A 26,001-nucleotide genomic window follows, 5' to 3' on the forward strand; every position below is an offset into this window, starting at 1 on the left:
TAGAATGGATAAATTTTCATGATATATTGAAAGAAAAGCATGTAGGTGATGGAATATGAAAAAGCTACTTATCGGTAGTATGTTGACGTTAGCGATGGTATGGGGTATTTCTTTTGGAGATAAATTAGTAGAGGAAAGTCATACAATAACTCATAATGATCAAGAAGTACAGTTAGCTTCTGATTTGCCATTTGAATACTAAGATGAAAATAAAGAACCCAGGGTATGGGTTCTTTATTTTTTATTAAGTAAATGTTTATGTTAAGGAGCCGCTTCTGTAATAAATTAATAAGCTTGCTAACTAAAAAACGTGAATCTGGTCACAATTTTGCTTATATAAAAATGACCATTGTTCATGCGTTTCAACGCCCTTAGCAAAATACTATATTTTAATAATATCACCCCGAAGAGAATGGCATCATGAAAAAACGTTACAATTACCATTGTAACGCTGCACCGCTTATTCGTCTCACTCCTCTTATAGAAGCGAGCTCATCTAATAATTGAAAAAGAGCTAAATCTTTTTGCTTGCTCTCAATCATAATATCGAAATCTTGATTTAGTTCTCTCGTGACGTGTAAAAAGGGTTTTATAAATGTAGCATCAATATAATTAGCGTGGGCCCTGAATTCCTTCTCCGATTTTGGTGAAGAAATATGAATCTTAGGGATGATATTTGTATGATTCCATGTTTCGAAAATAGCAGGTAGTAGGTCCTCTAACGGTTCATCACAAAGATTTGCCATGTGATGATGATAATCAAATACAAAAGGGATTCTTTCTTGCTCACAAACAGCTAATGTTTCAGAAGCTGTATATGTTTTATCATCATTTTCAAGTGTCATTTGCTGCTTGATATGAGGGGGGAGTTTTTTTAAGTTTTCATGAAAGCGCAGTAAAGCTTTCTCTTTGTTGCCATATGCACCCCCAATATGGATATTAATGTAGGAAGAGTCTGCTAATCCCATTGCATCTAATACGTTATAGTGATACGTCATATCTAGGATCGCATTGTCTGTAATATGAGGTTTTTCACTTGTAAATAATGTGAACTGATTTGGATGAAAGCTGACTCGTAAGTTATGCTCTCGAATTAATTTCCCCATCTTACGCCAAAAGGGTGTAAATATATCGATATAATCAAAATCAACTTCAGGATGGGTTGCGAGTGGGACGATAGAAGATGATAATCGGTATAATGGAATTTCATGTGCGATATTGTAATGCAGGATACGTAATGTATGCATAAGGTTTTGCATTGTAATATTATATAATTTTTCTTCTCGTTCCTGTTTACCAAGCTTTTTCCACGTTGTAAATGTCATTGTTTTAGCAGGGGAGCAGTCCCACAAAGCGACTGCATGTGAGACATACCCAAAGCGCATAATCATCTGTCCTACCCCCGTTATTTATTATTTAATTATAAAAGTTTCATTTCATAAGAAAAACGCTAGTAACGTCCCAATCCATTCTTTTCCTTTATCGACAAGGGAGAGAGAGGAAACATCTTTCCAAGTAAGCAATGTAGATCCCTCTATATCTTTGCTAATGTGCACCTTAATTTCTTGTATAAAAGCCCGATCATATAGGAGACAATTTATTTCATGATTGATGTATATACTTCTCATATCAAAATTAGCTGTTCCGATATCACAAATATGATTATCTACCATAATAATTTTCGCGTGAAAAAATCCTTGTTGAAATTCATAAATATTACACCCTGCCCTCATCAATTTCCGGCAGTATGGTAATTTAGCTTCGCGAACGAGTGGGTGATCTGCTTTTTTAGGAACGAGAATCGTAATGCGAACACCTCGTTTTTTTGCTTGTAATAATGCATTCATTACTATTTTTCCCGGAATGAAATAGGGTGTCCCAATATATAATTCCTCTTTTGCACTTTCAATAAGTGATACAAATGTTTCCTGTAAATAGGCACCGTCTGTTGGGATAAAGCGGTGTAGCATAGGTCCTGGCATCTGTTTAGGAAAAAATGATGCTTCTTCTAATAAATCTTCATTTGTATCATCGCGCCAATCGTGCAAAAATTGTTTTTGTAAATCTTGTACGCCTTCGCCAGTCAGGCGTAAATGATAATCACGCCAAAGGCCCAATTCAGGATCATGCCCTAAATATTCTTCTCCAATGTTGAAACCTCCAATATAACCAATTTTCCCATCGATAATCGTAATTTTTCTATGATTTCTTTGGTTTGCAGAAAAAAAGAGAAAAGGGATCTTGATTTTATGACAATATGAAAAAGATACACCATGTTGCCTGAGTGAGCGAATGGCTTCATCTGATAAATGATGGCTTCCTATACGATCGAGAAGGAGACGTACTTCTATACCTTGTTTGGCTTTTTCAGTGAGAAGCCGTAAAAAGGTTTGACTAATTTCATCATTTTTGACAATGAAAAATAAAATATGTATATGATGCTTTGCCCCCTTTATATCCAGAAATAAATCATTGTATAAATTTGTTCCCCATGTATACAATTTAAAATTGCTACGTCGTAAGGGAAAAGGGCGGGACTTTATTTTTTTTAAATGATGTTTTCTTCCAAGTAAAAAGTCGAGTGAGACCCATATGACTAAGCATATTAGTAAGAGAGATAAAAAGACCATTATCAAATTACCTCCTGAGAATTCATTCTTATAGTTTCACCTAAATAAACAGCTTTATGAAAAAATGTTGTGTTGTATAACAAAAAACTGTTGACTGAATGCTCACTCATTATATAATGGGGATAGGAGATATAATTCAGAAAATTATTTATTTTCGAAGATTCTAAAAGAAAGAGGTCTTACAAAGAGAGGGGTATCATAAAAATGAATAGTTTACTGATCATTAATTGGCTGGCTGCCATTGCTGTTATTGCTTATGCTGGATATTTGTTTGTATATTTGATACGAACAAGGATGGCCTACATACAATTAGGAAAAAAAGTAGAATTTGATCGCCGCTTTAAAGAGAGGTGGGATATTCTTAAGGTTAACGTTTTCGGTCAAAAAAAATTGCTGAAAGATAAAAAAAGCGGTATCATGCACGTTATGTTTTTTTACGGATTTATTCTTGTCCAATTTGGAGCAATTGACTTCGTTTGGAAAGGATTAGCACCAGGATCACATCTTCCACTTGGACCACTATACCCTGCATTTACATTCTTCCAGGAAATTATCACACTTATGATTTTAATCGCAGTTTTTTGGGCTTTTCATAGAAGATACGTTGAAAAACTTGTTCGTTTAAAACGTAATTTTAAATCAGGCCTTGTTCTTATTTTTATCGGAGGCTTAATGCTTTCTGTACTACTTGGTAACGGAATGGGCATTATATGGCACGGCGAAGAGCTTTCGTGGAGCGAACCAATCGCTTCTGGAATCGCTTACGTTTTCTCAGGAATAAATGAAACCGCAGCCATTTCTGTGTTCTATTTCTCTTGGTGGGTGCATCTACTTATTTTGTTAACGTTTTTAGTTTATGTACCACAATCAAAACACGCACATTTAATTGCCGGACCTGCTAATGTATTCTTTACTCGCCTTTCTAATCCAGGGAAACTTGAAAAAATTAATTTTGAAGATGAGACACAAGAAACATTCGGCGTTGGGAAAATTGAGGATTTCAAACAGACGCAGCTTATTGATTTATACGCTTGTGTAGAGTGCGGGCGCTGTACAAATATGTGCCCGGCAACAGGAACGGGCAAAATGTTGTCACCAATGGATTTAATTTTAAAACTTCGCGATCACTTAACGGATAAGGGGGCAGCGGTAACATCACGGGCCCCATGGGTTCCGGCGGTTGCGTTTAACAATACACAAGGAAATCAGTTAGCGATGATGGCAGCGGGGCAAGGGCAACAAGAATCGGCTGCTACAGCACTTGCTTATGATCCAAGTTTAATCGGAGACGTCATTACAGAAGAAGAGATTTGGGCATGTACAACGTGCCGCAATTGTGAAGATCAATGTCCAGTTATGAATGAACACGTTGACAAAGTTATTGATTTACGTCGTTATCTCGTTTTAACAGAAGGAAAAATGGATCCAGAAGCGCAGCGTGCGATGACAAATATTGAGCGCCAAGGGAATCCGTGGGGGCTGAACCGTAAAGAGCGTGAAACGTGGCGCCAAGGCGATGATGAAGTAACCGTTCCAACAGTGAAAGAGAAAACAAAGACTGGCGAAGAGTTCGAATATTTATTCTGGGTAGGCTCAATGGGATCTTATGATAACCGCAGTCAGAAAATTGCAATATCATTTGCGAAGCTGATGAATAAAGCGGGCATTTCCTTTGCGATTCTTGGTAATAAAGAAAAGAACTCGGGAGATACGCCGCGCCGCCTTGGAAACGAATTTGTATTCCAAGAGATGGCCACAAAGAACATTGAAGAATTTGAAAAAGCAGGCGTGAAGAAAATCGTTACGATTGATCCGCATGCCTATAACACATTTAAAAATGAGTATCCAGACTTTGGCCTACAAGCAGAAGTCTATCACCATACAGAATTATTAGCACAGTGGGTGAAAGAAGGACGATTAGAGCCGGTTCACCGTATTGAAGAGACAATTACGTATCATGACTCCTGTTATTTAGGAAGATACAACGAAGTATATGAAGCACCGCGCAGTATTTTAAAAGCAATTCCAGGTGTGAAAGTTGTTGAAATGGAGCGTAATCGTGAAACAGGCATGTGCTGCGGCGCAGGCGGCGGACTTATGTGGATGGAAGAAACAACAGGTTCGCGCATTAACGTTGCACGTACAGAGCAAGCACTTGCTGTGAAACCGTCAATCATTGGTACGGGATGCCCGTACTGCCTAACGATGATTAGTGACGGTACGAAAGCAAAAGAAGTAGAAGAGCAAGTTCAGACACTTGATGTAACAGAGATTTTAGAACGCTCTGTAATTGGGTCTAAAAAAGAAGTTATGTAATACGTAAGAATCCATACAACTTTAGAAAGAGGTGCAAGATTTGCACCTCTTCTCAGCGTAGGAGTATCGAGCGGGCGCTCAGCGCCGAAAAAAAGAAATGGGGGAAATAAACGTGGTAAGAACAGTTATTTTAAGTGCTGCAAGAACACCGGTTGGAAAGTTTGGGGGATCTTTAAAGGATGTAAAAGCAACGGAACTTGGAGGAATTGCGATTAAAGCTGCGCTTGAGCGAGCGGATGTTGCTGCAAATGATGTTGAAGAAGTTATATTCGGAGCGGTGATTCAAGGAGGGCAGGGGCAAATTCCTTCGCGCCAAGCGGCGAGAGAAGCTGGACTTCCTTGGGAAACTCGTACAGAAACAGTGAATAAAGTTTGTGCATCTGGTCTTCGAGCTGTAACAATGGCTGATCAAATTATTCGTACTGGAGATCAAACGCTTATTGTAGCAGGCGGAATGGAATCGATGAGCAATAGTCCTTATATTTTACAAGGTGCACGATGGGGATACCGGATGGGACATAATCAAGTTGCCGATCTAAATGTAGTAGATGGCTTAACGTGTTCATTTTCTGGCGTACATATGGGTGTGTATGGCGGAGAAGTCGCGAAGGAGGACGGAATCTCTCGCGAAGCGCAAGATGAATGGGCATATCGCAGTCATCAGCGTGCAGTTTCTGCGCAGAAGGAAGGTCGACTTGAAGAGGAAATCGTACCGGTATCTGTACCGCAGCGAAAAGGTGAGCCGATTGTTGTTACAAAAGATGAAGCGCCGCGCGAAGATACAACAGTTGAAAAGCTAGCAAAGCTAAAGCCTGTATTTGATAAAACAGCGGCAGTAACGGCTGGAAATGCACCAGGGTTAAATGATGGCGGTGCGGCGCTTGTATTAATGAGCGAGGACAGAGCGCAGCAAGAAGGAAGAAAACCGTTAGCGACGATTTTAGCACATACAGCAATTGCGGTAGAAGCGAAAGATTTCCCAAGAACGCCAGGCTATGCGATTAATGAGCTTTTGAAGAAAACAGGTAAGACAGTGGATGAGATTGACTTATTTGAGATTAACGAAGCCTTTGCAGCAGTTGCAATTGCGAGTGCAAATATTGCAGGAATTGATCCGGAAAAAATTAACGTAAACGGTGGCGCGGTTGCGATGGGACATCCAATTGGAGCAAGCGGGGCACGGATTATTGTAACGCTTATTCATGCACTGAAGCAGCGCGGCGGCGGCATTGGAATTGCATCGATTTGCAGCGGCGGTGGTCAAGGCGACGCGATTATGATTGAAGTTCATTAATAAAAAGGGGGAGAAAAAATGAGTGTACAAAAAATTGTTGTAATCGGTGCGGGGCAAATGGGTTCAGGTATTGCACAAGTATGTGCGATGGCAGGATATGACGTATATATGCAGGATTTGAAACAAGAGCAATTAGATCGGGGATTATCCATTATTACAAAAAACTTAGCACGCCAAGTAGAAAAAGGACGCATGGATGAAGAGTCAAAGGAAGCAACTTTAAATCGTCTTACAGCGACGCTTGAATTAAATTGTGTAAAAGAAGCAGATCTTGTTATTGAGGCAGCCGTTGAGAAAATGGATATTAAAAAGAAAATTTTCGCGAATTTAGATGAAATTGCACCAGAACATGCGATTTTGGCGACAAATACATCGTCTTTACCAATTACAGAAATTGCAGCGGTAACGAAAAGACCAGAGAAAGTAATTGGGATGCACTTTATGAATCCAGTTCCGGTTATGAAGCTTGTTGAAATCATTCGGGGTCTTGCAACAGATGATGCAGTATACGAAACAATCGAAGACATTACAAAGAAAATCGGAAAAGTACCAGTTGAAGTAAATGATTTCCCTGGATTTGTTTCCAACCGTATTTTATTACCGATGATTAATGAAGCGATTTATACGCTATATGAAGGCGTCGCAACAAAAGAAGCAATTGATGAAGTGATGAAGCTCGGTATGAATCATCCAATGGGGCCATTAACATTAGCAGATTTTATTGGTCTAGATACGTGTTTGTACATTATGGAGGTTCTGCATGAAGGACTAGGAGATAGTAAGTATCGCCCATGTCCGTTATTACGTAAATATGTGAATGCTGGTTGGTTAGGTCGAAAAACAGGTCGTGGTTTCTACGTATACGAATAGAAAGCAAGGGTAGGTCTCCCTCTTTTTTACAAAGTAGTGGTCTTACCAGGTGGTTGAAAAAAGATATATCGCAAATGGGGGCGGGGCATATGAATTTTCGTTTTACAGAAGAGCAGCAGATGATGAGGAAAATGGTTCGAGATTTTGCACAAAAGGAAATCGCTCCCTTTGTTCCAGAGATGGAACAAGGGGTGTTTCCTAGAGAGATTTTGAAGAAAATGGGTGAGCTTGGACTTATGGGGATTCCAGCACCAGCAAAATATGGCGGTGCGGAAATGGATTTCATTTCTTACATTTTAGCTATTGAGGAATTATCAAAGGTGAGCGCGACAATTGGTGTTATTTTGGCGGTACACACATCGGTTGGAACAAACCCAATTTTATATTTTGGAACAGAAGAACAAAAGCAAAAATATGTTTCTAAACTAGCGACGGGTGAATATTTAGGTGCATTTGCTTTAACTGAGCCAAATGCGGGATCAGATGCAGGTAGCTTAAAATCAAGAGCCGTAAAGCAAGGTGATCACTATGTCATTAACGGTTCAAAAGTATTTATTACAAACGGTGGCGAGGCGGATACATATATCGTGTTTGCTTCTACGAATCCAGATGCAGGGAAGAGCGGAATTTCTGCGTTTATTGTAGAGAAAGATACACCAGGCTTAATCGTTGGAAAAGACGAACATAAGATGGGACTGCTTGGTTCTCGTACAGTGCAATTAACATTTGAAGATATGAAAGTACCAGTAGAAAACTTGCTTGGTGAAGAAGGACAAGGTTTTAAAGTAGCGATGGCGAATTTAGATGTCGGTCGCATTGGTATTGGAGCACAGGCACTTGGCATCGCCGAGGCAGCGCTAGCATGTGCAGTGGATTATGCGAAGGAGCGTCAGCAATTTGGAAAGCCAATTGCCGCGCAGCAAGGACTGGGCTTTAAGCTGGCAGATATGGCTACGAGCGTAGAAGCTTCGAGGTTACTTGTATATAGAGCGGCATCGCTTAGGGCACAGGGACTTCCTTGCGGGAAGGAAGCATCTATCGCAAAGCTATTTGCTTCGAAAACAGCGGTGGATGTCGCAATTGAAGCGGTACAAGTATTTGGCGGTTACGGCTATACGAAAGATTATCCAGTTGAGCGATTTTTCCGTGATGCAAAAATTTGTGAGATTTATGAAGGAACGAGTGAAATACAGCGGCTTGTTATTAGCCGAGCGTTATAAAGAGAAGAGAGAGTGGGGGGAAGGAACATGGATTTTAAATTATCGGAAGAGCATGAAATGATACGAAAAATGGTTCGAGATTTTGCGAGAAATGAAGTGGCGCCGACAGCAGCGGAGCGAGATGAAGAAGAACGATTTGACCGCGCTTTATTTGACCAAATGGCGGACCTTGGTTTAACAGGAATTCCATGGCCTGAAGAATACGGCGGAATTGGAAGCGATTACTTAGCGTATGTGATTGCTGTAGAAGAGTTATCTCGTGTTTGCGCTTCGACAGGTGTCACGTTATCTGCTCATACTTCGCTTGCTGGTTGGCCCATTTTTAAATTTGGAACAGAGGAACAAAAACAAAAGTTTTTACGCCCGATGGCGGAAGGGAAGAAAATTGGTGCATACGGTTTAACAGAGCCAGGTTCTGGTTCAGATGCAGGCGGAATGAGAACGACAGCGAAGCGAGATGGCGATCATTACATTTTAAATGGTTCTAAGATTTTTATTACAAATGGCGGCATTGCCGATATTTACGTTGTCTTTGCATTGACTGATCCAGAATCAAAGCAGCGCGGCACAAGTGCATTCATTGTAGAAAGCGATGCGCTAGGGTTTTCAGTTGGTAAGAAAGAGAGCAAGCTTGGGATCCGCTCTTCACCAACAACAGAAATCATGTTTGAAGACTGCCGTATTCCTGCTGAAAATTTACTTGGCGAAGAAGGACAAGGGTTCAAAATTGCAATGCAGACGCTAGACGGTGGTCGTAACGGTATTGCGGCGCAAGCTGTTGGTATTGCGCAAGGAGCTTTAGATGCTTCTGTGGAGTATGCAAGAGAAAGGCATCAGTTTGGAAAGCCAATTGCTGCGCAGCAAGGAATTGGTTTTAAATTAGCAGATATGGCGACAAGTGTAGAGGCAGCACGCCTATTAACATACCAAGCTGCTTGGCTAGAATCAGAAGGACTTCCGTACGGAAAAGAATCAGCGATGTCGAAGGTGTTTGCTGGGGATACAGCGATGAAAGTAACGACTGAAGCAGTGCAAGTATTTGGTGGTTACGGTTATACGAAAGATTACCCAGTAGAACGGTTCATGCGTGATGCAAAGATTACGCAAATTTATGAGGGAACACAAGAGATTCAAAGGCTTGTAATTTCTCGCATGTTAACGAAATAAGAGAAAAAGCGTAGGTATTTTCCTACGCTTTTTCCTTCCAAATGGTAGAGAGAGGTGAAGAGGATGGTTAAGCACAATGTGCATGCGTCTGTAAAGGATGAGAAATTGGTTGCACTAAGGCGCGAGCAGATGATTAAAGGAGCGGTGCAGCTTTTTAAGCAAAAGGGATTTCCTCGGACAACGACGAGGGAAATTGCAAAAGCAGCCGGATTTAGTATTGGGACACTTTATGAATATATCCGTACGAAAGATGACGTATTGTATTTAGTATGCGATAGCATTTACGAACATGTAAAAGAACGATTAGAAGAAGTGGTCTGCACGGAAAAAGGAAGCGTTGAAAGTTTAAGGGTAGCCATTACGAATTATTTTAAAGTAATGGATGAGTTGCAAGAAGAAGTATTAATTATGTATCAAGAAGTTCGTTTTTTACCGAAAGAGTCTCTACCATATGTGCTAGAAAAAGAGTTTCAAATGGTGGGAATGTTTGAAAATATTTTAGAACAGTGCACGGAAAACGGCACATTTACATTAACGAAAAAGGAAATTCAACTGCTGGCTCATAATATTTTCATTCAAGGACAAATGTGGGGATTTAGACGCTGGGCCCTGCAAAAACTTTATACGTTAGAGGAATATACAGAAATGCAGATTAGGTATATATTACATGGGGCGCATATGCTTCCGAAATAAAACGATATACCCCCCTCTTTTAGGCGGGAGAGAGCATCTAGCCATGCATAGAAGCGACCAGTGCCTTTTTTAGCTCCATTCCGAGTGAAACCAGAAGGAGAAAATGAGAGGAAATCCGCTTTTGTATTCATAGCCGCGCTTTATATAGTCCCTACAGGTTAATCTTGTAAATAATGGTCTGTAATCACTTTTATCGATTGCTCGTGAAAGTTTCCCGTTTTTTTTGTAGCATATTTGTTGGAGTTTTGTTTATAATGAATAGTATGGATTTTTTTAAACAGGCCGTTATATATAGGATTATATTTTAAGAAAGGAAGTGCCGCATAAGTGGATTTTAAGAAATATTCACCAGAAGAGCTAAAAGAATTATCCATGATTGAAGTTGTACATAGTGTTTTAGAGGATAAAAGACAGGCAACGTCATTCCATGATTTAGTTCGAGAAATCGCTCAAGTGCTGGGACTAACTCAAGAACAAGTTGCTGCGAAGATCGCACAATTCTATACAGATTTAAATATTGATGGACGTTTCATCAATTTAGGGGAAAACCGTTGGGGACTACGTAGTTGGTACCCATACGAGCAAATCGATGAAGAAATCTTACCTCAACCAAAGCCTAAGAAAAAACGTAAGGTTGAAGAGGAAGAAGATTTTGATGACTACATTGCAGAAGACGAAGACGACTTCGACGGTGACGACGAAGAAGATGATGTAGAAGATTTGGACAAGGTTCTTGACGAAGACGATGATCTTGATGATTTAGATGAAGATGATGAAGAGGAAGAATTCGCTGACGAAGAACTCGAGTATGATGAAACAGAAGAAGAAGAGGAAGAACTGTAGTTCTTGACTTTTCATTATCGTCCATGTAGAATCATTTTTGGGCTCTTTAAAACAGGACGATAATACTTTTAAAGTTTAAATATAAAAGAAAATTGCTCCCTACTTATTACTTTTTGTGATGAGGGGAGCAATTTTCTTTTTTGTTTTTTGTTTAGAAAATAAAAAGAGTCTAACAATAAGATAGATACGGTGTTATCTACATACGTTGCGCTTTGCAACGGTGATTATATAACAACAAAGTAGAAGGGAGTACTTTTATGACTAAGTATATTTTCGTAACAGGCGGTGTAGTATCTTCTTTAGGGAAAGGGATTACAGCAGCATCTCTTGGAAGACTTTTAAAAAATCGTGGTTTAAACGTAACAATCCAAAAGTTTGACCCATACATTAACGTAGACCCAGGGACAATGAGCCCATACCAACACGGTGAGGTATTCGTAACAGATGATGGCGCAGAAACAGACTTAGACCTTGGTCACTATGAGCGTTTCATTGACATTAACTTAAACAAATACAGCAACGTAACAACAGGTAAAATTTACTCTTCTGTTCTTCAAAAAGAGCGTCGTGGTGAATATTTAGGAGGAACAGTTCAAGTTATTCCTCACATTACAAATGAAATTAAAGAGCGTGTATATCGTTCAGGCCGCGAAACAAATGCGGACGTTGTTATTACAGAAATCGGGGGAACTGTTGGTGACATCGAGTCTCTACCATTCCTAGAAGCAATTCGCCAAATTAAGAGCGATATTGGTCGTGACAACGTAATGTACATTCACTGTACATTAATCCCGTACTTAAAAGCAGCGGGTGAAATGAAAACAAAACCAACGCAACATAGCGTTAAAGAACTTCGTAGCTTAGGTATTCAGCCAAATATTATCGTTGTTCGTACAGAATTGCCTGTTTCTCAAGATATGAAAGATAAGCTAGCATTATTCTGTGACATCGATACAAAAGCAGTTATTGAAGCGCGCGATGCAGATACGTTATATGCGGTTCCATTATCGCTTCAAGAGCAAAATATGGACCAAATCGTTTGCGATCACTTAAAACTAGACAATCCAGCTGCAGATATGACAGAGTGGACTGCATTAGTTGAAAAAGTACGTAACCTATCTAAGAAAACAAAAATCGCTCTTGTTGGTAAATATGTAGAACTTCAAGATGCATACATTTCTGTTGTAGAAGCACTTCGCCATGCAGGATATTCATTTGATACAGATGTAGAAGTGAAATGGGTAAATGCTGAGCACGTAACAGCAGAAAACGTAAAAGAATTAGTTGGCGACACAGACGGTATCCTTGTACCAGGTGGCTTCGGCGATCGTGGTGTAGAAGGGAAGATCGCTGCAATTCAATATGCACGTGAAAATAAAGTTCCATTCTTAGGAATTTGCTTAGGAATGCAACTTGCATCAATCGAATTTGCACGTAACGTATTAGGATTAGAAGGGGCTAACTCTTCTGAAATTAATCCTGACACGCCTTATGCAATTATTGACTTATTACCAGAACAAAAAGATGTAGAAGACTTAGGTGGCACACTTCGTCTTGGTCTATACCCATGTAAGCTTACTCCAGAAACAAATGCTTACAATGCGTATAATGAACCAGTTGTATACGAGCGTCATCGTCATCGTTATGAGTTCAACAACGAATTCCGTAAAGACATGGAAGGCGCTGGATTTATTTTCTCTGGCACAAGCCCAGATGGTCGTTTAGTAGAGATCATTGAATTACAAGATCATCCGTGGTTCGTGGCAGCACAGTTCCACCCAGAACTTGTATCTCGTCCAAACCGTCCACAACAATTGTTCCATGATTTCGTAAAAGCTTCTATTACGAATAAAGAAAGCAAGTAATAAAAAAGGCGTCCAAATTCGGACGCCTTTTTCTTTTACTCATATTCGTTTATCATTTCATCAATTGTAAATTTTAATCCGTGATAAGCAAATAGAGATAAGATTAAACTTGGGAACCCGTAACGGTTGCCTTCATCATCCGGGATTAAACCTTTTAGCAATTTTGTATCAATATGTACATCTGTGAACTGCTCTAGTGAGGATTCGCCATTTTGGATAGCTGAAATACCAACAATGGGGTGTCCTTCTTCTTGTAGTTGTTTCGCTAATGAAATGATGTTTTTATCTGTTGAAAAACGACTGATAAGAAGTACGCGGTCTGCGGATGTAACCTCTGCTTGGTTACCATTTTCGAGTAAGCGCTTTGCTTGTTTTAGTGGCTCTGCGCCGTGCAATGCTTCCGAAACAACGCCTTCCATTTCGTTTGTACCGTGTAAATAAACGATGCCATCACCAACTAACGCTTGTGCAAGTAGACGGGCACTATCTTCTATATTCATCTCTTCTTTTTGAGAAATCTTTGTGAAATAGCCGCTCAGCTGAGTAGAAAAAATTTTTAACATTGTATTACTCCTTTCGATTGTGTTAAGGCGGCTTTCATTATAGCTTATTTTTTTAGAAAGGCGAAGTAATAGAGGTAGCATAACAAAATAGTAGGCGGTAAAATAAGAAAGAATGGGAAGGAATTTGGTAAAGAATAGCGAAAATAAATCGAGTAAGATATAAGAAGCTTTTAATCTTGTATTTATACAGAAAGGTTGGGGATTATGGAAGGGAAAATTTTAATCGTTGATGATCAATACGGCATTCGTGTGTTGTTGCATGAAGTGTTCCAAAAAGAAGGTTATCAAACGTTCCAGGCAGCAAATGGATTTCAAGCTTTAGATATCGTGAAAAAGGATAATCCAGATTTAGTTATTTTAGATATGAAAATTCCAGGTATGGATGGTATAGAGATTTTAAAACATGTAAAAGAAATTAATGAAGATATTAAAGTTATTTTAATGACTGCTTATGGAGAGCTGGATATGATCCAAGAAGCGAAAGATTTAGGAGCTTTAATGCACTTTGCTAAGCCGTTTGATATTGATGAGATTCGCCAAGCGGTACGAAATGAAATCACTGTAGAGGCTTAAAAATGAATTTTTTATAAAAAATATGAAAAAAAGCGTTTACATGGACTGATGAGCAGGTGAATACAGTTGAGTTTTTGAGTACAAGTTGTTATCCTATTGAGTGTAGAAAAAAGTCCGGTATATAAATATACATATTTTACCTTATTCTGGTCATACTACCAGCGATAAGAATTTATCGGATACAAAAAACGTTTTTAGGAGGATTTACCATGCCTTTAGTTTCCATGAAAGAAATGCTAAACACAGCACTAGAAGGAAAATACGCAGTTGGTCAATTCAACATGAACAACTTAGAGTGGACTCAAGCTATCTTAGCTGCTGCGGAAGAAGAAAAATCTCCTGTAATCTTAGGTGTATCTGAGGGTGCAGCTCGTCATATGACTGGTTTCAAAACAGTTGTAGCTATGGTTAAAGCTTTAATCGAAGAAATGAACATCACTGTTCCTGTAGCGATTCACCTTGACCATGGTTCAAGCTTCGAAAAATGTAAAGAAGCAATCGATGCAGGTTTCACATCTGTAATGATCGATGCTTCTCACCACCCATTCGAAGAAAACGTTGAAACTACTAAAAAAGTAGTAGAATACGCACATGCTCGTAACGTATCTGTAGAAGCTGAGCTTGGTACAGTTGGCGGACAAGAAGACGATGTAATCGCTGAAGGCGTTATCTACGCTGATCCTGCAGAATGTAAGCACCTAGTTGAAGCAACTGGTATCGACTGCCTAGCTCCAGCTTTAGGTTCTGTACATGGTCCTTACAAAGGTGAGCCTAACTTAGGATTCAAAGAAATGGAAGAAGTTCGTGACGCTACTGGTGTACCTTTAGTACTTCACGGTGGTACTGGTATCCCAACTGCTGATATCGTAAAATCTATTTCTTTAGGTACTTCAAAAATCAACGTAAACACTGAGAACCAAATCGAGTTTACAAAAGCTGTTCGCGAAGTATTAAACAAAGACCTAGAAGCTTACGATCCTCGTAAATTTATCGGACCTGGCCGCGAAGCTATCAAAGCAACTGTTATTGGTAAAATTCGTGAATTCGGTTCTAACGGTAAAGCGTAAGAATAAAATTCCGTTTTGGAAACCGTCTAGTCTTTTAGACGGTTTCCTTTCGTTGTATAATGAAAGCGTGAACAAGTCTTAAGATTAAATGAATTGCCAATTTATTCACATGAACTGTAAGGAAATGTGAAAATGGAAAATGGTGTGAATGATTCTATTAATAAACGTTATCATGTATCTAAGATGAATTGACGAGTATAGCTTGACGGGCAGTTAGTCTTCATCTACTCGCCTAAAGCCTACCTATTTTAAGGTGAGGGCTTACTGCTTGTTAAGTTGAGGAAAGAGAAAAGTCAAAAATGATTGACTCTTTTGTTTTTCTTGATAGTATGCTGAACAAATGAGATTCTTAAGGAAAATAAATACATTCATAAGAAGGGAGCTCAACATGGAAAAGTTGCTGATTGAAGGTGGACGACCTTTAAACGGATCAATTCGCGTGAGCGGTGCAAAGAACAGTGCTGTTGCCCTAATTCCAGCGACCATTTTAGCTGATACTCCAGTGACCATCGGTGGTGTACCTAACATTTCAGATGTGAAGATGTTAGGAGACCTATTAGAGGAAATTGGAGGAGTTGTAACGTACAATCAGGAGGAAGAGATGACAGTTGATCCTTCCAAAATGGTTGCTATGCCCTTGCCAAACGGGAAGGTAAAAAAATTACGTGCTTCTTATTACTTGATGGGCGCTATGCTTGGCCGCTTTAACAAAGCTGTAATTGGGCTTCCTGGTGGATGTCACTTAGGGCCAAGACCAATTGATCAGCACATTAAAGGATTTGAAGCATTAGGTGCACATGTGACAAATGAGCAAGGTGCAATCTATTTAAGAGCGGATGAATTACGAGGAGCTCGTATTTATTTAGATGTTGTTAGTGTAGGAGCAACGATTAACATTATGCTAGCGGCTGTGCGTGCAAAAGGTAGAACGGTGATTGAAAACGCTGCGAAAGAACCAGAAATTATTGATGTAGCAACATTACTAACAAGTATGGGGGCACGAATTAAAGGTGCTGGTACAGATGTGATTCGTATTGATGGTGTGAATTCTCTGCATGGCTGTCACCATTCTATTATTCCAGACCGAATTGAAGCGGGTACGTACATGATTTTAGGAGCGGCGTCTGGTGGAGAAGTAACAGTTGATAATGTAATCCCGCAACATTTAGAGTCAATCACTGCAAAATTACGAGAAGCTGGTGTACAAGTTGAGACGAACGATGATCAAATTACGGTAAATGGGGATCGTAAGTTAAAGATTGTTGATGTAAAAACACTTGTGTATCCAGGATTTCCGACCGATTTACAGCAACCTTTTACAACTCTTTTAACAAAGGCGCATGGAACGGGAGTTGTAACGGATACGATTTACGGTGCTCGTTTTAAACATATTGATGAATTGCGCCGGATGAATGCACAAATTAAGGTAGAAGGCCGTTCTGCTATTGTGACAGGACCTGTTGCTTTGCAAGGAGCAAAGGTAAAAGCGAGCGATTTACGAGCAGGTGCTGCACTTGTAATTGCAGGATTAATGGCTGAAGGGATTACAGAAGTGACAGGGCTTGAACATATTGACCGAGGTTATGAAAATATAGTAGACAAGCTTAAAGGTCTTGGTGCAAACATTTGGCGAGAACAAATGTCGCGGCAAGAGATTGAAGAAATGAAAAATGCATAATTTGCAATGATTGTTGGCAATGTACTCTTGATATGGAGTTTTGCTGATTATTGCAAAATGAAGATGAAGTGGTGGTGCTTCCGTTAATGGGGGAAGAAGAATTACTGCTGACGGAAGCTACACTTTATAGAAGGAACCGGTTCACAAAATACGGCATAAATATTAAGACTTAAAGGAGAGGGATTATTGTGGAAAGAAGTTTATCTATGGAGTTAGTACGTGTAACAGAGGCTGCAGCATTATCATCAGCGCGTTGGATGGGACGCGGAAAAAAAGATGAAGCAGACGGTGCAGCAACATCAGCAATGCGCGATGTGTTCGATACAATTCCGATGAAAGGTACAGTTGTAATTGGTGAAGGGGAAATGGATGAAGCGCCAATGCTATACATCGGGGAAAAATTAGGTACAGGATACGGACCGCGCGTCGATGTTGCAGTTGATCCGTTAGAAGGAACAAATATCGTAGCAGCTGGAGGCTGGAATGCACTTGCTGTTATTGCGATTGCGGATCACGGTAATTTGTTACATGCTCCTGACATGTACATGGATAAAATTGCAGTTGGACCAGAAGCAGTTGGTGCAGTTGATATTGACGCACCTATTATTGATAACTTACGCGCTGTTGCAAAAGCGAAAAATAAAGATATTGAAGATGTTGTAGCAACAGTTCTAAACCGTCCGCGTCACCAAGCGATTATTGAAGAAATTCGCAAAGCTGGCGCTCGTATTAAATTGATTAATGATGGCGATGTAGCTGGAGCAATTAATACAGCATTTGATCGTACAGGTGTTGATATTTTATTCGGTTCTGGTGGTGCACCTGAAGGCGTTCTTGCAGCAGTTGCATTAAAATGTTTGGGCGGGGAAATTCACGGGAAGCTTCTTCCTCAAAATGAAGCAGAATTAGCTCGTTGTAAAAAAATGGGCATTGAAGATATAAATCGTATCCTTCGTATGGAAGACTTAGTGAAAGGTGACGACGCAATCTTTGCAGCAACAGGCGTAACAGATGGTGAATTACTACGTGGTGTTCAATTTAAAGGCAGTGTTGGTACAACAGAATCCCTTGTTATGCGTGCAAAATCCGGAACAGTTCGTTTCGTTGACGGACGCCATAGCTTAAATAAAAAACCAAATTTAGTAATTAAATAAAGAGAAAACAGAAGCAATATAAAAAGCGGAGACAAATTTTCTTGTCTTCGCTTCTTGTATTTGTGTTACAACGTATTGATTAAAACTGGATAAAAGGGTTACAATAGTGAATATTACCCTACTTGAACTTATTGCCTTTCATTATTATGTATTTGCCTTCCGTATATTTTCCCTTTACCCATGTGAAAAGAGAATAATGTCAAAGTGTGGTGTCTGAATGAATTTGTCAATTGCAGCATTAGAAAACATGAAATTAAAAGAGTTATATGAGCATGCGAAAGAATTTAAGATTTCGTATTACAGCAAATTAACAAAGAAAGAGTTAATTTTTGCTATATTAAAGGCTCGTGCAGAAAAAGAAGGTTTCTTCTTCATGGAAGGTGTACTCGAAATTATTCAATCAGAAGGATTTGGGTTCCTACGTCCAATCAACTATTCTCCAAGCTCAGAAGATATTTATATTTCAGCTTCGCAAATTCGTCGTTTTGATTTGCGTAATGGAGATAAGGTTTCTGGTAAAGTACGCCCGCCGAAAGAAAACGAACGCTATTTTGGATTGCTACAAGTAGAAGCAGTAAATGGTGATGATCCAGAATCAGCAAAAGAGCGTGTGCATTTCCCTGCATTAACACCGTTATATCCAAATCGTCAAATGAAATTGGAGACGGAGCCGAAGAAACTATCAACACGCATCATGGATTTAATTGCACCAGTTGGATTTGGACAACGTGGTTTAATTGTCGCGCCTCCAAAGGCTGGTAAAACGATACTATTAAAAGAAATTGCTCATAGTGTCACAACAAATCATCCAGAAGCAGAATTAATCGTACTTTTAATTGACGAACGTCCAGAGGAAGTAACGGATATTGAACGTTCTGTTAAAGGTGATGTTGTAAGTTCTACGTTCGATGAAGTACCGGAAAACCACATTAAGGTGGCTGAGCTTGTATTAGAACGTGCGATGCGTCTTGTAGAACATAAAAAAGACGTTATCATTTTAATGGATAGCATTACCCGTTTAGCACGTGCTTACAACCTTGTTATTCCACCAAGTGGACGTACATTATCGGGTGGTATTGACCCAGCTGCGTTCCATAGACCAAAACGATTTTTCGGGGCAGCTCGTAACATTGAAGAGGGCGGTAGCTTAACGATTTTAGCAACAGCACTTGTGGATACAGGGTCTCGTATGGATGATGTTATTTACGAAGAGTTTAAAGGAACAGGTAATATGGAACTTCATTTGGATCGCTCGTTAGCTGAGCGTCGTATCTTCCCAGCGATTGATATTCGCCGTTCTGGTACGCGTAAAGAAGATCTATTAATTCCGAAAGAACATTTAGACAAGCTATGGGGCATTCGTAAAACAATGCGTGATACACCAGACTTTGTTGAAAGTTTCTTACGTAAGATGCGTCAAATGAAAACAAATGAAGAATTTTTACAAAACATTGTTGCAGATTCCAAAAGATATGTAACAACGAAGTAAAGGGAAACGGTGATGACTCGCTTATTTTTATGCTAAGCGAGTTTTTTCATGTCTTTTTGTGGAGAAGTTTAGCTGGTTAGAGTTGAATGAGCCGTCTCCGCTTTTAGGTATATCCAGTTCCAGCGGCAAGAATGGTCGGTGGCTTCGCGTCTTCCTACGAGGCAAAAGGCGCCTCTACGTCAGAAGCTCCATCCTCCACCCTCCACCCATTCGGAATGAGCCGCTTCCACTTTTAATTTATAAAAGACAAAAACAGGTAGTTGCAAAATGAAGTTAGCCTTGTTATAATTTCATCATATGTGTTTCATCATTATAGTTGTATTCGCAGCTAAAGATGAAAAACTCTGTTTCGAAAATGATTCAGGGCGGAAGGAGATGAAAAGAATGAAAGCAGGAATTCATCCGGATTACAAGAAAGTTGTATTCATGGACACAAACACAGGCTTCAAATTCTTAAGCGGATCTACTAAAGGATCTAGCGAAACGGTTGAGTGGGAAGATGGAAACACTTATCCATTACTAAAAGTTGAGATCAGTTCTGATTCTCACCCATTCTACACTGGACGTCAGAAGTTTGCTACTGCAGACGGACGTGTTGACCGCTTCAACAAGAAATACGGTATTAAGTAATAAAAAACATAAAACAGGCAAGTGTATCTATTCGCTTGTCTGTTTTTTTTGCGAAAATATTAAACCTTTACCCTACTTTGGATAAAAAAGTAGATGAAAGGAGAGCTCCATGTACTTAATAAATCAAAACGGTTGGATTGAAGTGATTTGCGGAAGTATGTTTTCTGGAAAATCAGAAGAGCTCATCCGCCGCGTGCGCCGTACACAATTTGCAAAGCAACATGCAATTGTATTTAAACCATGTATTGATAACCGTTATAGTGAAGAAGATGTTGTATCACATAATGGATTAAAGGTAAAAGCAGTTCCTGTTTCAGCTTCAAAAGATATATTTAATCATATAACAGAAGAAATGGACGTTATTGCAATTGATGAGGTGCAATTCTTTGATGGGGACATTGTGGAAGTGGTGCAAATATTGGCAAACCGTGGCTATCGTGTCATTGTAGCCGGTTTAGACCAAGATTTCCGTGGTCTACCATTTGGACAAGTTCCTCAGCTGATGGCAATTGCTGAACATGTAACAAAATTGCAAGCAGTTTGTTCTGTATGCGGATCTCCAGCAAGCCGTACACAACGTTTAATTGATGGAGAACCAGCTGCATTCGATGATCCAATTATTTTAGTCGGGGCTTCGGAGTCATATGAGCCGCGTTGTCGTCATTGTCATGCAGTACCTACAAAACAAAAATAAGTAAAACTCGCTACAATAGGGCGGGTTTTTTTCGAAAATAGATGAAGAGTGGGGCGGACTGCCTGCACTTTTAAAATAATAATTTGCGTTTTTTTGATTAAGTACCATATACTATTTGTATTAAAGACTAGGATGTTGAGGTGAATGATGTGTTAGATCGTTTGCAAGCTGTAGAAGATCGTTATGAGAAGTTAAACGAGCTGTTAAGTGATCCAGAGATTATTAGTGATTCGAATAAACTTCGTGAATATTCAAAGGAACAATCTGATATTCAAGAAAAGGTAGAGGTGTACCGTGAGTATAAAGATGTTCGTGAGCAATTAAGAGATGCGAAGGCAATGTTAGAAGAAAAGTTAGATGCTGACATGCGTGAAATGGTAAAGGAAGAAGTTTCTGATTTAGAGGGACAAGAGAAGGGATTATCAGAGCGTCTGAAAATTTTACTTGTTCCAAAGGACCCGAATGATGATAAAAACGTTATTGTGGAGGTTCGTGGTGCTGCTGGTGGCGATGAGGCTGCTTTATTTGCTGGTGATTTATACCGTATGTATAGCCGTTATGCTGAGGTACAAGGTTGGAAAACTGAAATTATCGAAGCGAGTTATACAGAGTTAGGTGGATATAAAGAGATTATCTTTATGATCAACGGTAAAGGCGCTTTCGCAAAGTTGAAGTTTGAAAATGGTGCACACCGTGTGCAACGTGTTCCGGAAACAGAATCTGGAGGACGTATCCATACTTCTACAGCAACTGTAGCTGTATTACCGGAAGCAGAAGAAGTAGAAATCGATATTCATGAAAAAGATGTTCGTGTTGATACATTTGCTTCTAGTGGTCCTGGTGGACAAAGTGTTAATACAACGATGTCAGCGGTACGTTTAACGCATTTACCGACTGGTGTAGTTGTATCTTGTCAGGATGAAAAGTCGCAAATTAAGAACAAAGAAAAAGCAATGAAAGTATTACGTGCACGTGTTTATGATAAATTTAGACAAGAAGCGCAAGCTGAGTACGATCAAAACCGTAAACAAGCTGTTGGTACGGGAGACCGTTCAGAGCGTATTCGTACGTATAACTTCCCGCAAAACCGTGTTACAGACCATCGAATCGGTTTAACGATTCAGAAGCTAGATCAAATCTTACAAGGTAAGTTAGATGATTTCATCAATGCCTTAGTGATGGAAGATCAGGCGCAAAAGATGGAGGCAGCTGAGTAATGCGTGTCTATGAAGCCCTGAAATGGGCTTCTTCTTTTTTACAAGAAAATGGGCGAGATGAAAATGCGGGAGAAATTGTCCTTTGTCATGTATTAAAGACGAATCGAACAGGCTTAATGATGAACATGCGTGAAGAAATGTCTGAGGAACAACAGAAGACGTTTACGAGCTTTATCCACAAACATGTAGGTGGGATTCCTATTCAATATATGATGGGATATGAAATGTTTTATGGTCGTTCGTTTTTCGTAAATGAAGAAGTATTAATACCAAGACCAGAAACAGAAGAGCTTATAGTAGGTGTATTAGATAGAATCCAGCGTATGTTTGGTAAGCAGGAACTGCATATAGCTGATATTGGTACGGGAAGTGGAGCAATTTCAATTACGCTCGCTTTAGAAAATCAAAATCTTCATATGTATACAGTAGATATCGCACAGGAATCTATTGAAGTTGCGAAGGGAAATGCAAAAGCATTAGGTGCAAATGTAACGTTCTATCATGGTGATTTATTATCACCGTTTTATGAAACGGGGCAAAAATTAGATGTTGTTGTTTCAAATCCCCCATATATTCCAGAAGAAGACTGGAGAGGTCTTTCTCCGGTTGTGAAAGAGCATGAACCGAAGCGTGCGCTTGTTGGCGGGGAAGATGGGCTTGATTTTTATCGCCGTTTTATGGAAGAGTTGCCAAACGTCTTGCAAAGAAAAGCAATTGTTGCTTTTGAAGTAGGCATAGGGCAAGGTGAAGATGTTAAAAGGTTATTGCAGCAGACATTTCCGCATGCCCATGTAGAAGTTGTATTTGATATTAACGGAAAAGATCGTATGGTATTTGCGGGAATGGAGTAAGGATAGAACCTTACTCCATTTTTCTATATAAATCCATTTTACCTTTTCAACATATAAGTCGCGACTATGAAAAATAAAAGGTGACCTGCCGTTTTCTCCTTCTGTTTTCACGTAGCATGGGGCGAAAAAAGACCCTGACCGCATCTATGCATGGCTAGATGCTCTCTTCCATCCAAAAAGAAAGGTTTTAAATCGTTTTTTTCAATTTGTATTTACATACACTCGAAAGTTTTTCTATAGATTTAGAATTTAATAGTTTAGAAAGAGGTAAGAGTGTCTACACTGTTTACAGAAGGGACGGTGTAGGAGATGAAAAAACAAGCGATTGCCTATTTTCTTTTATTATTAATTGGTGCACAGTTACTTGTGCAGTTTGGATATATGAAAGTTGATGCGAAGGGAAAAACTGTTATTCCGAAAGAAGCTGTTCGATTACGTATTTTAGCAAATAGCGATTCGAAGGAAGATCAGGCGCTAAAACGTAAAGTGCGCGATGAAGTAAAAACGCAAATTGATGGTTGGGTAGCAGATTTGAAATCGTTTGAAGACGCACGTCGCGTTATTCAGAGTCACATCCCAGAAATTGAAAAAACGGTTGCTAGTACGTTAAAACGCGAAGGAAGTAAAGAATCATTTCAAGTTACATTTGGCAAAAACATTAAATTTCCTACAAAAGTATATGGGAATTTTACTTATCCAGCAGGGGAATATGAAGCAGTACTCATTTCAATTGGAAAAGGTGAAGGGGCAAATTGGTGGTGCGTGTTATTCCCACCAATGTGTTTTCTAGATTTCTCTAGTGGATCGGCTGTAAAAAAAGAAGAGCATGTTGTAAAAGCAGAATCAATGGATGGGGAAGAACAGCCAGTAAAAATACAGGAAGAAAAAGAAGAGGTATCGGAAAAACAAAATCAAGATGTTCTGTTGAAACAAAAAAAGGGACAAGAAACATCGAAAAAAGAGGTTGTTTCAAAAGTACAAACTACTGTGAAAGAAACAAATGAAAAGATTGCACAAGAAAAAAGCGTAAAACAGGAAGAAAAACAACTTGTGGAAAAAATAGAAAAACCTCTGGAGAAGAAACAAAAACAAACAATTGAAACAGTAGAAACAGAAGAGCAAGAGGAAAAACCGAAAGTGAAATTATTTATTGTAGAAGCATTCACATCGTTATTTTCTAAATAAGTACTATTTTGGAATCCTTTCTCATATATAGAAATGAGGGGGGATTTGTTGTGAAAAAGACTTATTTTGCTACAAGCGCTGATGTTGAGAGATTACATTCTTTTTTCGGACAAGCTAATAAAAAAGATGATAAAATAAATGAGTTATACGAGCAATTTATGATATTGGAAGATGACGGAGAGATACAAGCTGTAATTGGTTATGAACAAAAAGGAGAAAATGCACTCATTCGTTCTTGTTTGTTCACACCCATTGTGGATAACAAGACTTTCTTATATTTTTTTGAAATGTTTTTGCAGTATATGAAAGAGAAAAGTATCGGGCAAGTATATTTACTCACAAATCATCCACAATCTGTGACGATCTTTCAGTTTTTCAACTTTATAACTGTGGAAAAACATAAAGTTCCAGAGGGTATTCAGCAGTTAGAACATTTTTGTGAAAATATAAAACAGCAGAATGTAATAATACTAAATTGTCAGCTATTCACAAAGTTATCCACTGATTAATCAGGTTTATCCACATTTTGTGGATAAACCTTGTTTGTCTTTTGGATAAATCTCATAGTAAACTAAATATAACAAGTATTTCATGGGAAAAAAGGACGTGGGAAAAAATGCATACAAATATGTGGACTGTGGATAATGTTGTGGAAATAAAAAAAGATTATCCACAATTACAAAAAGCGGCAAAATTACTAAGGGAAAATGAAGCGATTGCTTTTCCGACAGAGACGGTATACGGGCTAGGAGCAAATGCGATGAATGATGAAGCAATTGCGAAAATTTTTGAAGCGAAAGGCAGACCGAGTGATAATCCGCTGATTGTCCATATTGGTTCTAAATCGCAGTTAAAAGGAATTGTTAGAGAAATACCAGAGGTTGCAGAAGTCTTAATGAAGCACTTTTGGCCGGGACCATTAACAATTATTTTACCGAAAAAAGAGGGGATTTCTGAAAAGGTTACGGCTGGTTTAGATACAGTTGGAGTTAGAATGCCGGATCATCCAGTGGCGCTAGCTCTTATTGAAGAGGCGAATGTACCTGTTGCAGCACCCAGTGCCAATCGTTCTGGGCGTCCGAGTCCAACACTAGCATCTCACGTATATGAAGATTTAAATGGAAAGATTGCTGGTATTGTTGATGGTGGTGCGACTGGCGTTGGGGTTGAATCAACGGTAATTGATTGTACAAGTGAAGTACCGACGATTTTACGTCCAGGTGGGATTACGAAGGAACAGCTGGAAGAAGTGATCGGAACTGTTTCGTTAGATCCTGCGCTAAAAGATGAGAAAGAAAAACCGAAGGCACCAGGGATGAAATATACACATTATGCACCGAAAGCACCACTTAGTATTGTTGAAGGGTCTCGTGATTTTATTCAACAGCTTGTAGATCAGAAGAAAGACGAAGGGTATACGGTAGGTGTATTAACGACAGAAGAATATCAACATGAATATAAAGCGGATGTTGTATTGTCTTGCGGAGTGCGAAGTGATTTAGCAAGCGTTGCAACTAAATTATACGATGTACTGAGAACATTTGATGCCAGCAAAGTAGATGTGATTTTTAGCGAATCATTTCCGAATGAAGGAATTGGAAATGCGATCATGAACCGTTTAACGAAAGCGGCAGGGCATCATATTATTATTGAAGAGTAGGCGAGTTGAAAAATTAAAGCCTATTTTTTAGGGTGGAAGAGAGGATCCGCTCATGCATAGAAGCGGTCAGTGACTTTTTTGGCCCCATGCCGAGTGAAACCAGAAGGAGAGAACGAGTGTGGGTTACCTTTTGTTTTCATGGCCCTAATGTGAGTGTTGGATAATGAAAATGGGAGTAGGCGGTGAAGGTTTTAGTTTGTGTAAATACAAATTGAAAAACGAGGTATTCCATTTTTTAAGTTGGAAGAGAGGATCCGTTCATGCATAGAAGCGGTCAGTGATTTTTTTGGCCCCATGCCGAGTGAAACCAGAAGGAGAAAACGAGTGTGGGTTACCTTTTGT

Annotated in this window: 23 protein-coding genes and 1 pseudogene; 21 read left to right on the forward strand and 3 right to left on the reverse strand. The window is 39.3% G+C overall.

The features are described 5' to 3' along the window. Nucleotides 1-55 precede the first annotated feature (55 nt). Nucleotides 56-202 carry a quorum-sensing peptide PapR gene (locus MHH45_RS17160; protein WP_016112712.1) on the forward strand — a complete coding sequence of 49 codons (147 nt, stop codon included), beginning with the start codon at nt 56-58 and terminating at the stop codon, nt 200-202. Between the two features lie 235 nt (nt 203-437). On the opposite strand, the gene uvsE is transcribed toward MHH45_RS17160, so the two are convergent. Both uvsE and cls read right to left on the reverse strand, forming a co-directional pair. Then, nucleotides 438-1,391: a UV DNA damage repair endonuclease UvsE gene (gene uvsE, locus MHH45_RS17165; protein ID WP_088093734.1), complete on the reverse strand. Its 954-nt coding sequence runs from the start codon at nt 1,389-1,391 to the stop codon at nt 438-440. A 45-nt stretch (nt 1,392-1,436) separates the two neighbouring features. Next, nucleotides 1,437-2,630, reverse strand: a complete 1,194-nt coding sequence (cls, locus tag MHH45_RS17170; protein WP_016112710.1) for a cardiolipin synthase — start codon at nt 2,628-2,630, stop codon at nt 1,437-1,439. A gap of 204 nt (nt 2,631-2,834) precedes the next feature. Between cls and MHH45_RS17175 the strand changes: the two genes are divergently transcribed. From MHH45_RS17175 to pyrG, 8 genes and pseudogenes are all read left to right on the forward strand, one after another. Beyond that, nucleotides 2,835-4,946, forward strand: coding sequence for a (Fe-S)-binding protein (locus tag MHH45_RS17175; RefSeq protein ID WP_016112709.1), 2,112 nt, complete (start codon nt 2,835-2,837; stop codon nt 4,944-4,946). 9 nt (nt 4,947-4,955) lie between these two features. Then, nucleotides 4,956-6,240: pseudogene (locus tag MHH45_RS17180) on the forward strand (acetyl-CoA C-acetyltransferase). Nucleotides 6,241-6,258: 18 nt separating this feature from the next. After that, nucleotides 6,259-7,110, forward strand: coding sequence for a 3-hydroxybutyryl-CoA dehydrogenase (locus MHH45_RS17185; protein ID WP_006096674.1), 852 nt, complete (start codon nt 6,259-6,261; stop codon nt 7,108-7,110). A gap of 89 nt (nt 7,111-7,199) precedes the next feature. After that, nucleotides 7,200-8,330 (forward strand): acyl-CoA dehydrogenase, encoded by a 1,131-nt coding sequence (locus MHH45_RS17190; protein WP_016112707.1) that lies wholly within the window; start codon nt 7,200-7,202, stop codon nt 8,328-8,330. A 27-nt stretch (nt 8,331-8,357) separates the two neighbouring features. Further along, nucleotides 8,358-9,497, forward strand: coding sequence for an acyl-CoA dehydrogenase AcdA (gene acdA, locus MHH45_RS17195; RefSeq protein WP_003202333.1), 1,140 nt, complete (start codon nt 8,358-8,360; stop codon nt 9,495-9,497). A gap of 63 nt (nt 9,498-9,560) precedes the next feature. Then, the gene (locus MHH45_RS17200; RefSeq protein WP_088093736.1) at nt 9,561-10,190 is read left to right on the forward strand and encodes a TetR/AcrR family transcriptional regulator; all 630 of its coding nucleotides are present in this window, start codon (nt 9,561-9,563) and stop codon (nt 10,188-10,190) included. Nucleotides 10,191-10,517: 327 nt separating this feature from the next. Next, complete coding sequence (gene rpoE, locus MHH45_RS17205; RefSeq protein ID WP_016112704.1) at nt 10,518-11,033, forward strand: DNA-directed RNA polymerase subunit delta; 516 nt, start codon at nt 10,518-10,520, stop codon at nt 11,031-11,033. Between the two features lie 257 nt (nt 11,034-11,290). Then, nucleotides 11,291-12,898 (forward strand): CTP synthase, encoded by a 1,608-nt coding sequence (gene pyrG, locus MHH45_RS17210; RefSeq protein ID WP_016112703.1) that lies wholly within the window; start codon nt 11,291-11,293, stop codon nt 12,896-12,898. A 35-nt stretch (nt 12,899-12,933) separates the two neighbouring features. Here pyrG and MHH45_RS17215 read toward each other — a convergent pair whose 3' ends face one another. Further along, nucleotides 12,934-13,461: a DUF2529 domain-containing protein gene (locus MHH45_RS17215; protein ID WP_016112702.1), complete on the reverse strand. Its 528-nt coding sequence runs from the start codon at nt 13,459-13,461 to the stop codon at nt 12,934-12,936. A 204-nt stretch (nt 13,462-13,665) separates the two neighbouring features. On the opposite strand from MHH45_RS17215, the gene spo0F reads away from it, so the two are divergent. The 12 genes from spo0F to MHH45_RS17275 all read left to right on the forward strand — a co-directional run bounded on the left by spo0F (nt 13,666) and on the right by MHH45_RS17275 (nt 25,659). Beyond that, the gene (gene spo0F / locus MHH45_RS17220; protein WP_016112701.1) at nt 13,666-14,034 is read left to right on the forward strand and encodes a sporulation initiation phosphotransferase Spo0F; all 369 of its coding nucleotides are present in this window, start codon (nt 13,666-13,668) and stop codon (nt 14,032-14,034) included. Between the two features lie 209 nt (nt 14,035-14,243). Further along, complete coding sequence (locus MHH45_RS17225) at nt 14,244-15,101, forward strand: class II fructose-bisphosphate aldolase (protein WP_016112700.1); 858 nt, start codon at nt 14,244-14,246, stop codon at nt 15,099-15,101. A gap of 388 nt (nt 15,102-15,489) precedes the next feature. Next, nucleotides 15,490-16,779, forward strand: a complete 1,290-nt coding sequence (murA, locus tag MHH45_RS17230) for a UDP-N-acetylglucosamine 1-carboxyvinyltransferase (RefSeq protein WP_016112699.1) — start codon at nt 15,490-15,492, stop codon at nt 16,777-16,779. A gap of 188 nt (nt 16,780-16,967) precedes the next feature. Then, nucleotides 16,968-17,933: a class II fructose-bisphosphatase gene (gene glpX / locus MHH45_RS17235; RefSeq protein WP_003209232.1), complete on the forward strand. Its 966-nt coding sequence runs from the start codon at nt 16,968-16,970 to the stop codon at nt 17,931-17,933. A gap of 217 nt (nt 17,934-18,150) precedes the next feature. Next, complete coding sequence (gene rho / locus MHH45_RS17240; protein ID WP_003202242.1) at nt 18,151-19,422, forward strand: transcription termination factor Rho; 1,272 nt, start codon at nt 18,151-18,153, stop codon at nt 19,420-19,422. Between the two features lie 384 nt (nt 19,423-19,806). Continuing rightward, the gene (locus tag MHH45_RS17245; RefSeq protein WP_000643435.1) at nt 19,807-20,052 is read left to right on the forward strand and encodes a type B 50S ribosomal protein L31; all 246 of its coding nucleotides are present in this window, start codon (nt 19,807-19,809) and stop codon (nt 20,050-20,052) included. A gap of 109 nt (nt 20,053-20,161) precedes the next feature. Continuing rightward, complete coding sequence (locus MHH45_RS17250) at nt 20,162-20,746, forward strand: thymidine kinase (RefSeq protein WP_016112698.1); 585 nt, start codon at nt 20,162-20,164, stop codon at nt 20,744-20,746. Nucleotides 20,747-20,895: 149 nt separating this feature from the next. Further along, nucleotides 20,896-21,963, forward strand: coding sequence for a peptide chain release factor 1 (gene prfA, locus MHH45_RS17255; RefSeq protein ID WP_140385967.1), 1,068 nt, complete (start codon nt 20,896-20,898; stop codon nt 21,961-21,963). After that, nucleotides 21,963-22,814, forward strand: coding sequence for a peptide chain release factor N(5)-glutamine methyltransferase (gene prmC / locus MHH45_RS17260; protein ID WP_088093738.1), 852 nt, complete (start codon nt 21,963-21,965; stop codon nt 22,812-22,814). Before prfA ends, prmC begins: the two co-directional genes overlap by 1 nt. A gap of 309 nt (nt 22,815-23,123) precedes the next feature. Next, the gene (gene spoIIR / locus MHH45_RS17265) at nt 23,124-23,999 is read left to right on the forward strand and encodes a stage II sporulation protein R (RefSeq protein ID WP_088093739.1); all 876 of its coding nucleotides are present in this window, start codon (nt 23,124-23,126) and stop codon (nt 23,997-23,999) included. Between the two features lie 50 nt (nt 24,000-24,049). Then, nucleotides 24,050-24,508, forward strand: a complete 459-nt coding sequence (locus tag MHH45_RS17270) for a mechanosensitive ion channel protein (protein ID WP_088093740.1) — start codon at nt 24,050-24,052, stop codon at nt 24,506-24,508. Nucleotides 24,509-24,615: 107 nt separating this feature from the next. Beyond that, nucleotides 24,616-25,659: an L-threonylcarbamoyladenylate synthase gene (locus MHH45_RS17275; protein ID WP_016112693.1), complete on the forward strand. Its 1,044-nt coding sequence runs from the start codon at nt 24,616-24,618 to the stop codon at nt 25,657-25,659. The last annotated feature ends 342 nt before the right edge of the window (nt 25,660-26,001 follow it).

This window comes from Bacillus sp. FSL K6-0042 (assembly GCF_038006685.1).
Classification (GTDB): Bacteria; Bacillota; Bacilli; order Bacillales; family Bacillaceae_G; genus Bacillus_A; species Bacillus_A pseudomycoides.

What these genes read in the sequence shown, in the direction of transcription:
- rho (WP_003202242.1), top strand. Translation starts at nt 18,151, where the DNA reads ATGAATTTGTCAATTGCAGCATTAGAAAACATGAAATTAAAAGAGTTA.
- MHH45_RS17175 (WP_016112709.1), top strand. Translation starts at nt 2,835, where the DNA reads ATGAATAGTTTACTGATCATTAATTGGCTGGCTGCCATTGCTGTTATT.
- spoIIR (WP_088093739.1), top strand. Translation starts at nt 23,124, where the DNA reads ATGAAAAAACAAGCGATTGCCTATTTTCTTTTATTATTAATTGGTGCA.
- MHH45_RS17215 (WP_016112702.1), bottom strand. Translation starts at nt 13,461, where the DNA reads ATGTTAAAAATTTTTTCTACTCAGCTGAGCGGCTATTTCACAAAGATT.
- acdA (WP_003202333.1), top strand. Translation starts at nt 8,358, where the DNA reads ATGGATTTTAAATTATCGGAAGAGCATGAAATGATACGAAAAATGGTT.
- MHH45_RS17190 (WP_016112707.1), top strand. Translation starts at nt 7,200, where the DNA reads ATGAATTTTCGTTTTACAGAAGAGCAGCAGATGATGAGGAAAATGGTT.
- MHH45_RS17245 (WP_000643435.1), top strand. Translation starts at nt 19,807, where the DNA reads ATGAAAGCAGGAATTCATCCGGATTACAAGAAAGTTGTATTCATGGAC.
- MHH45_RS17160 (WP_016112712.1), top strand. Translation starts at nt 56, where the DNA reads ATGAAAAAGCTACTTATCGGTAGTATGTTGACGTTAGCGATGGTATGG.
- MHH45_RS17225 (WP_016112700.1), top strand. Translation starts at nt 14,244, where the DNA reads ATGCCTTTAGTTTCCATGAAAGAAATGCTAAACACAGCACTAGAAGGA.
- prmC (WP_088093738.1), top strand. Translation starts at nt 21,963, where the DNA reads ATGCGTGTCTATGAAGCCCTGAAATGGGCTTCTTCTTTTTTACAAGAA.
- MHH45_RS17275 (WP_016112693.1), top strand. Translation starts at nt 24,616, where the DNA reads ATGCATACAAATATGTGGACTGTGGATAATGTTGTGGAAATAAAAAAA.
- MHH45_RS17200 (WP_088093736.1), top strand. Translation starts at nt 9,561, where the DNA reads ATGGTTAAGCACAATGTGCATGCGTCTGTAAAGGATGAGAAATTGGTT.
- pyrG (WP_016112703.1), top strand. Translation starts at nt 11,291, where the DNA reads ATGACTAAGTATATTTTCGTAACAGGCGGTGTAGTATCTTCTTTAGGG.
- murA (WP_016112699.1), top strand. Translation starts at nt 15,490, where the DNA reads ATGGAAAAGTTGCTGATTGAAGGTGGACGACCTTTAAACGGATCAATT.
- spo0F (WP_016112701.1), top strand. Translation starts at nt 13,666, where the DNA reads ATGGAAGGGAAAATTTTAATCGTTGATGATCAATACGGCATTCGTGTG.
- MHH45_RS17185 (WP_006096674.1), top strand. Translation starts at nt 6,259, where the DNA reads ATGAGTGTACAAAAAATTGTTGTAATCGGTGCGGGGCAAATGGGTTCA.
- cls (WP_016112710.1), bottom strand. Translation starts at nt 2,630, where the DNA reads ATGGTCTTTTTATCTCTCTTACTAATATGCTTAGTCATATGGGTCTCA.
- uvsE (WP_088093734.1), bottom strand. Translation starts at nt 1,391, where the DNA reads ATGATTATGCGCTTTGGGTATGTCTCACATGCAGTCGCTTTGTGGGAC.
- MHH45_RS17250 (WP_016112698.1), top strand. Translation starts at nt 20,162, where the DNA reads ATGTACTTAATAAATCAAAACGGTTGGATTGAAGTGATTTGCGGAAGT.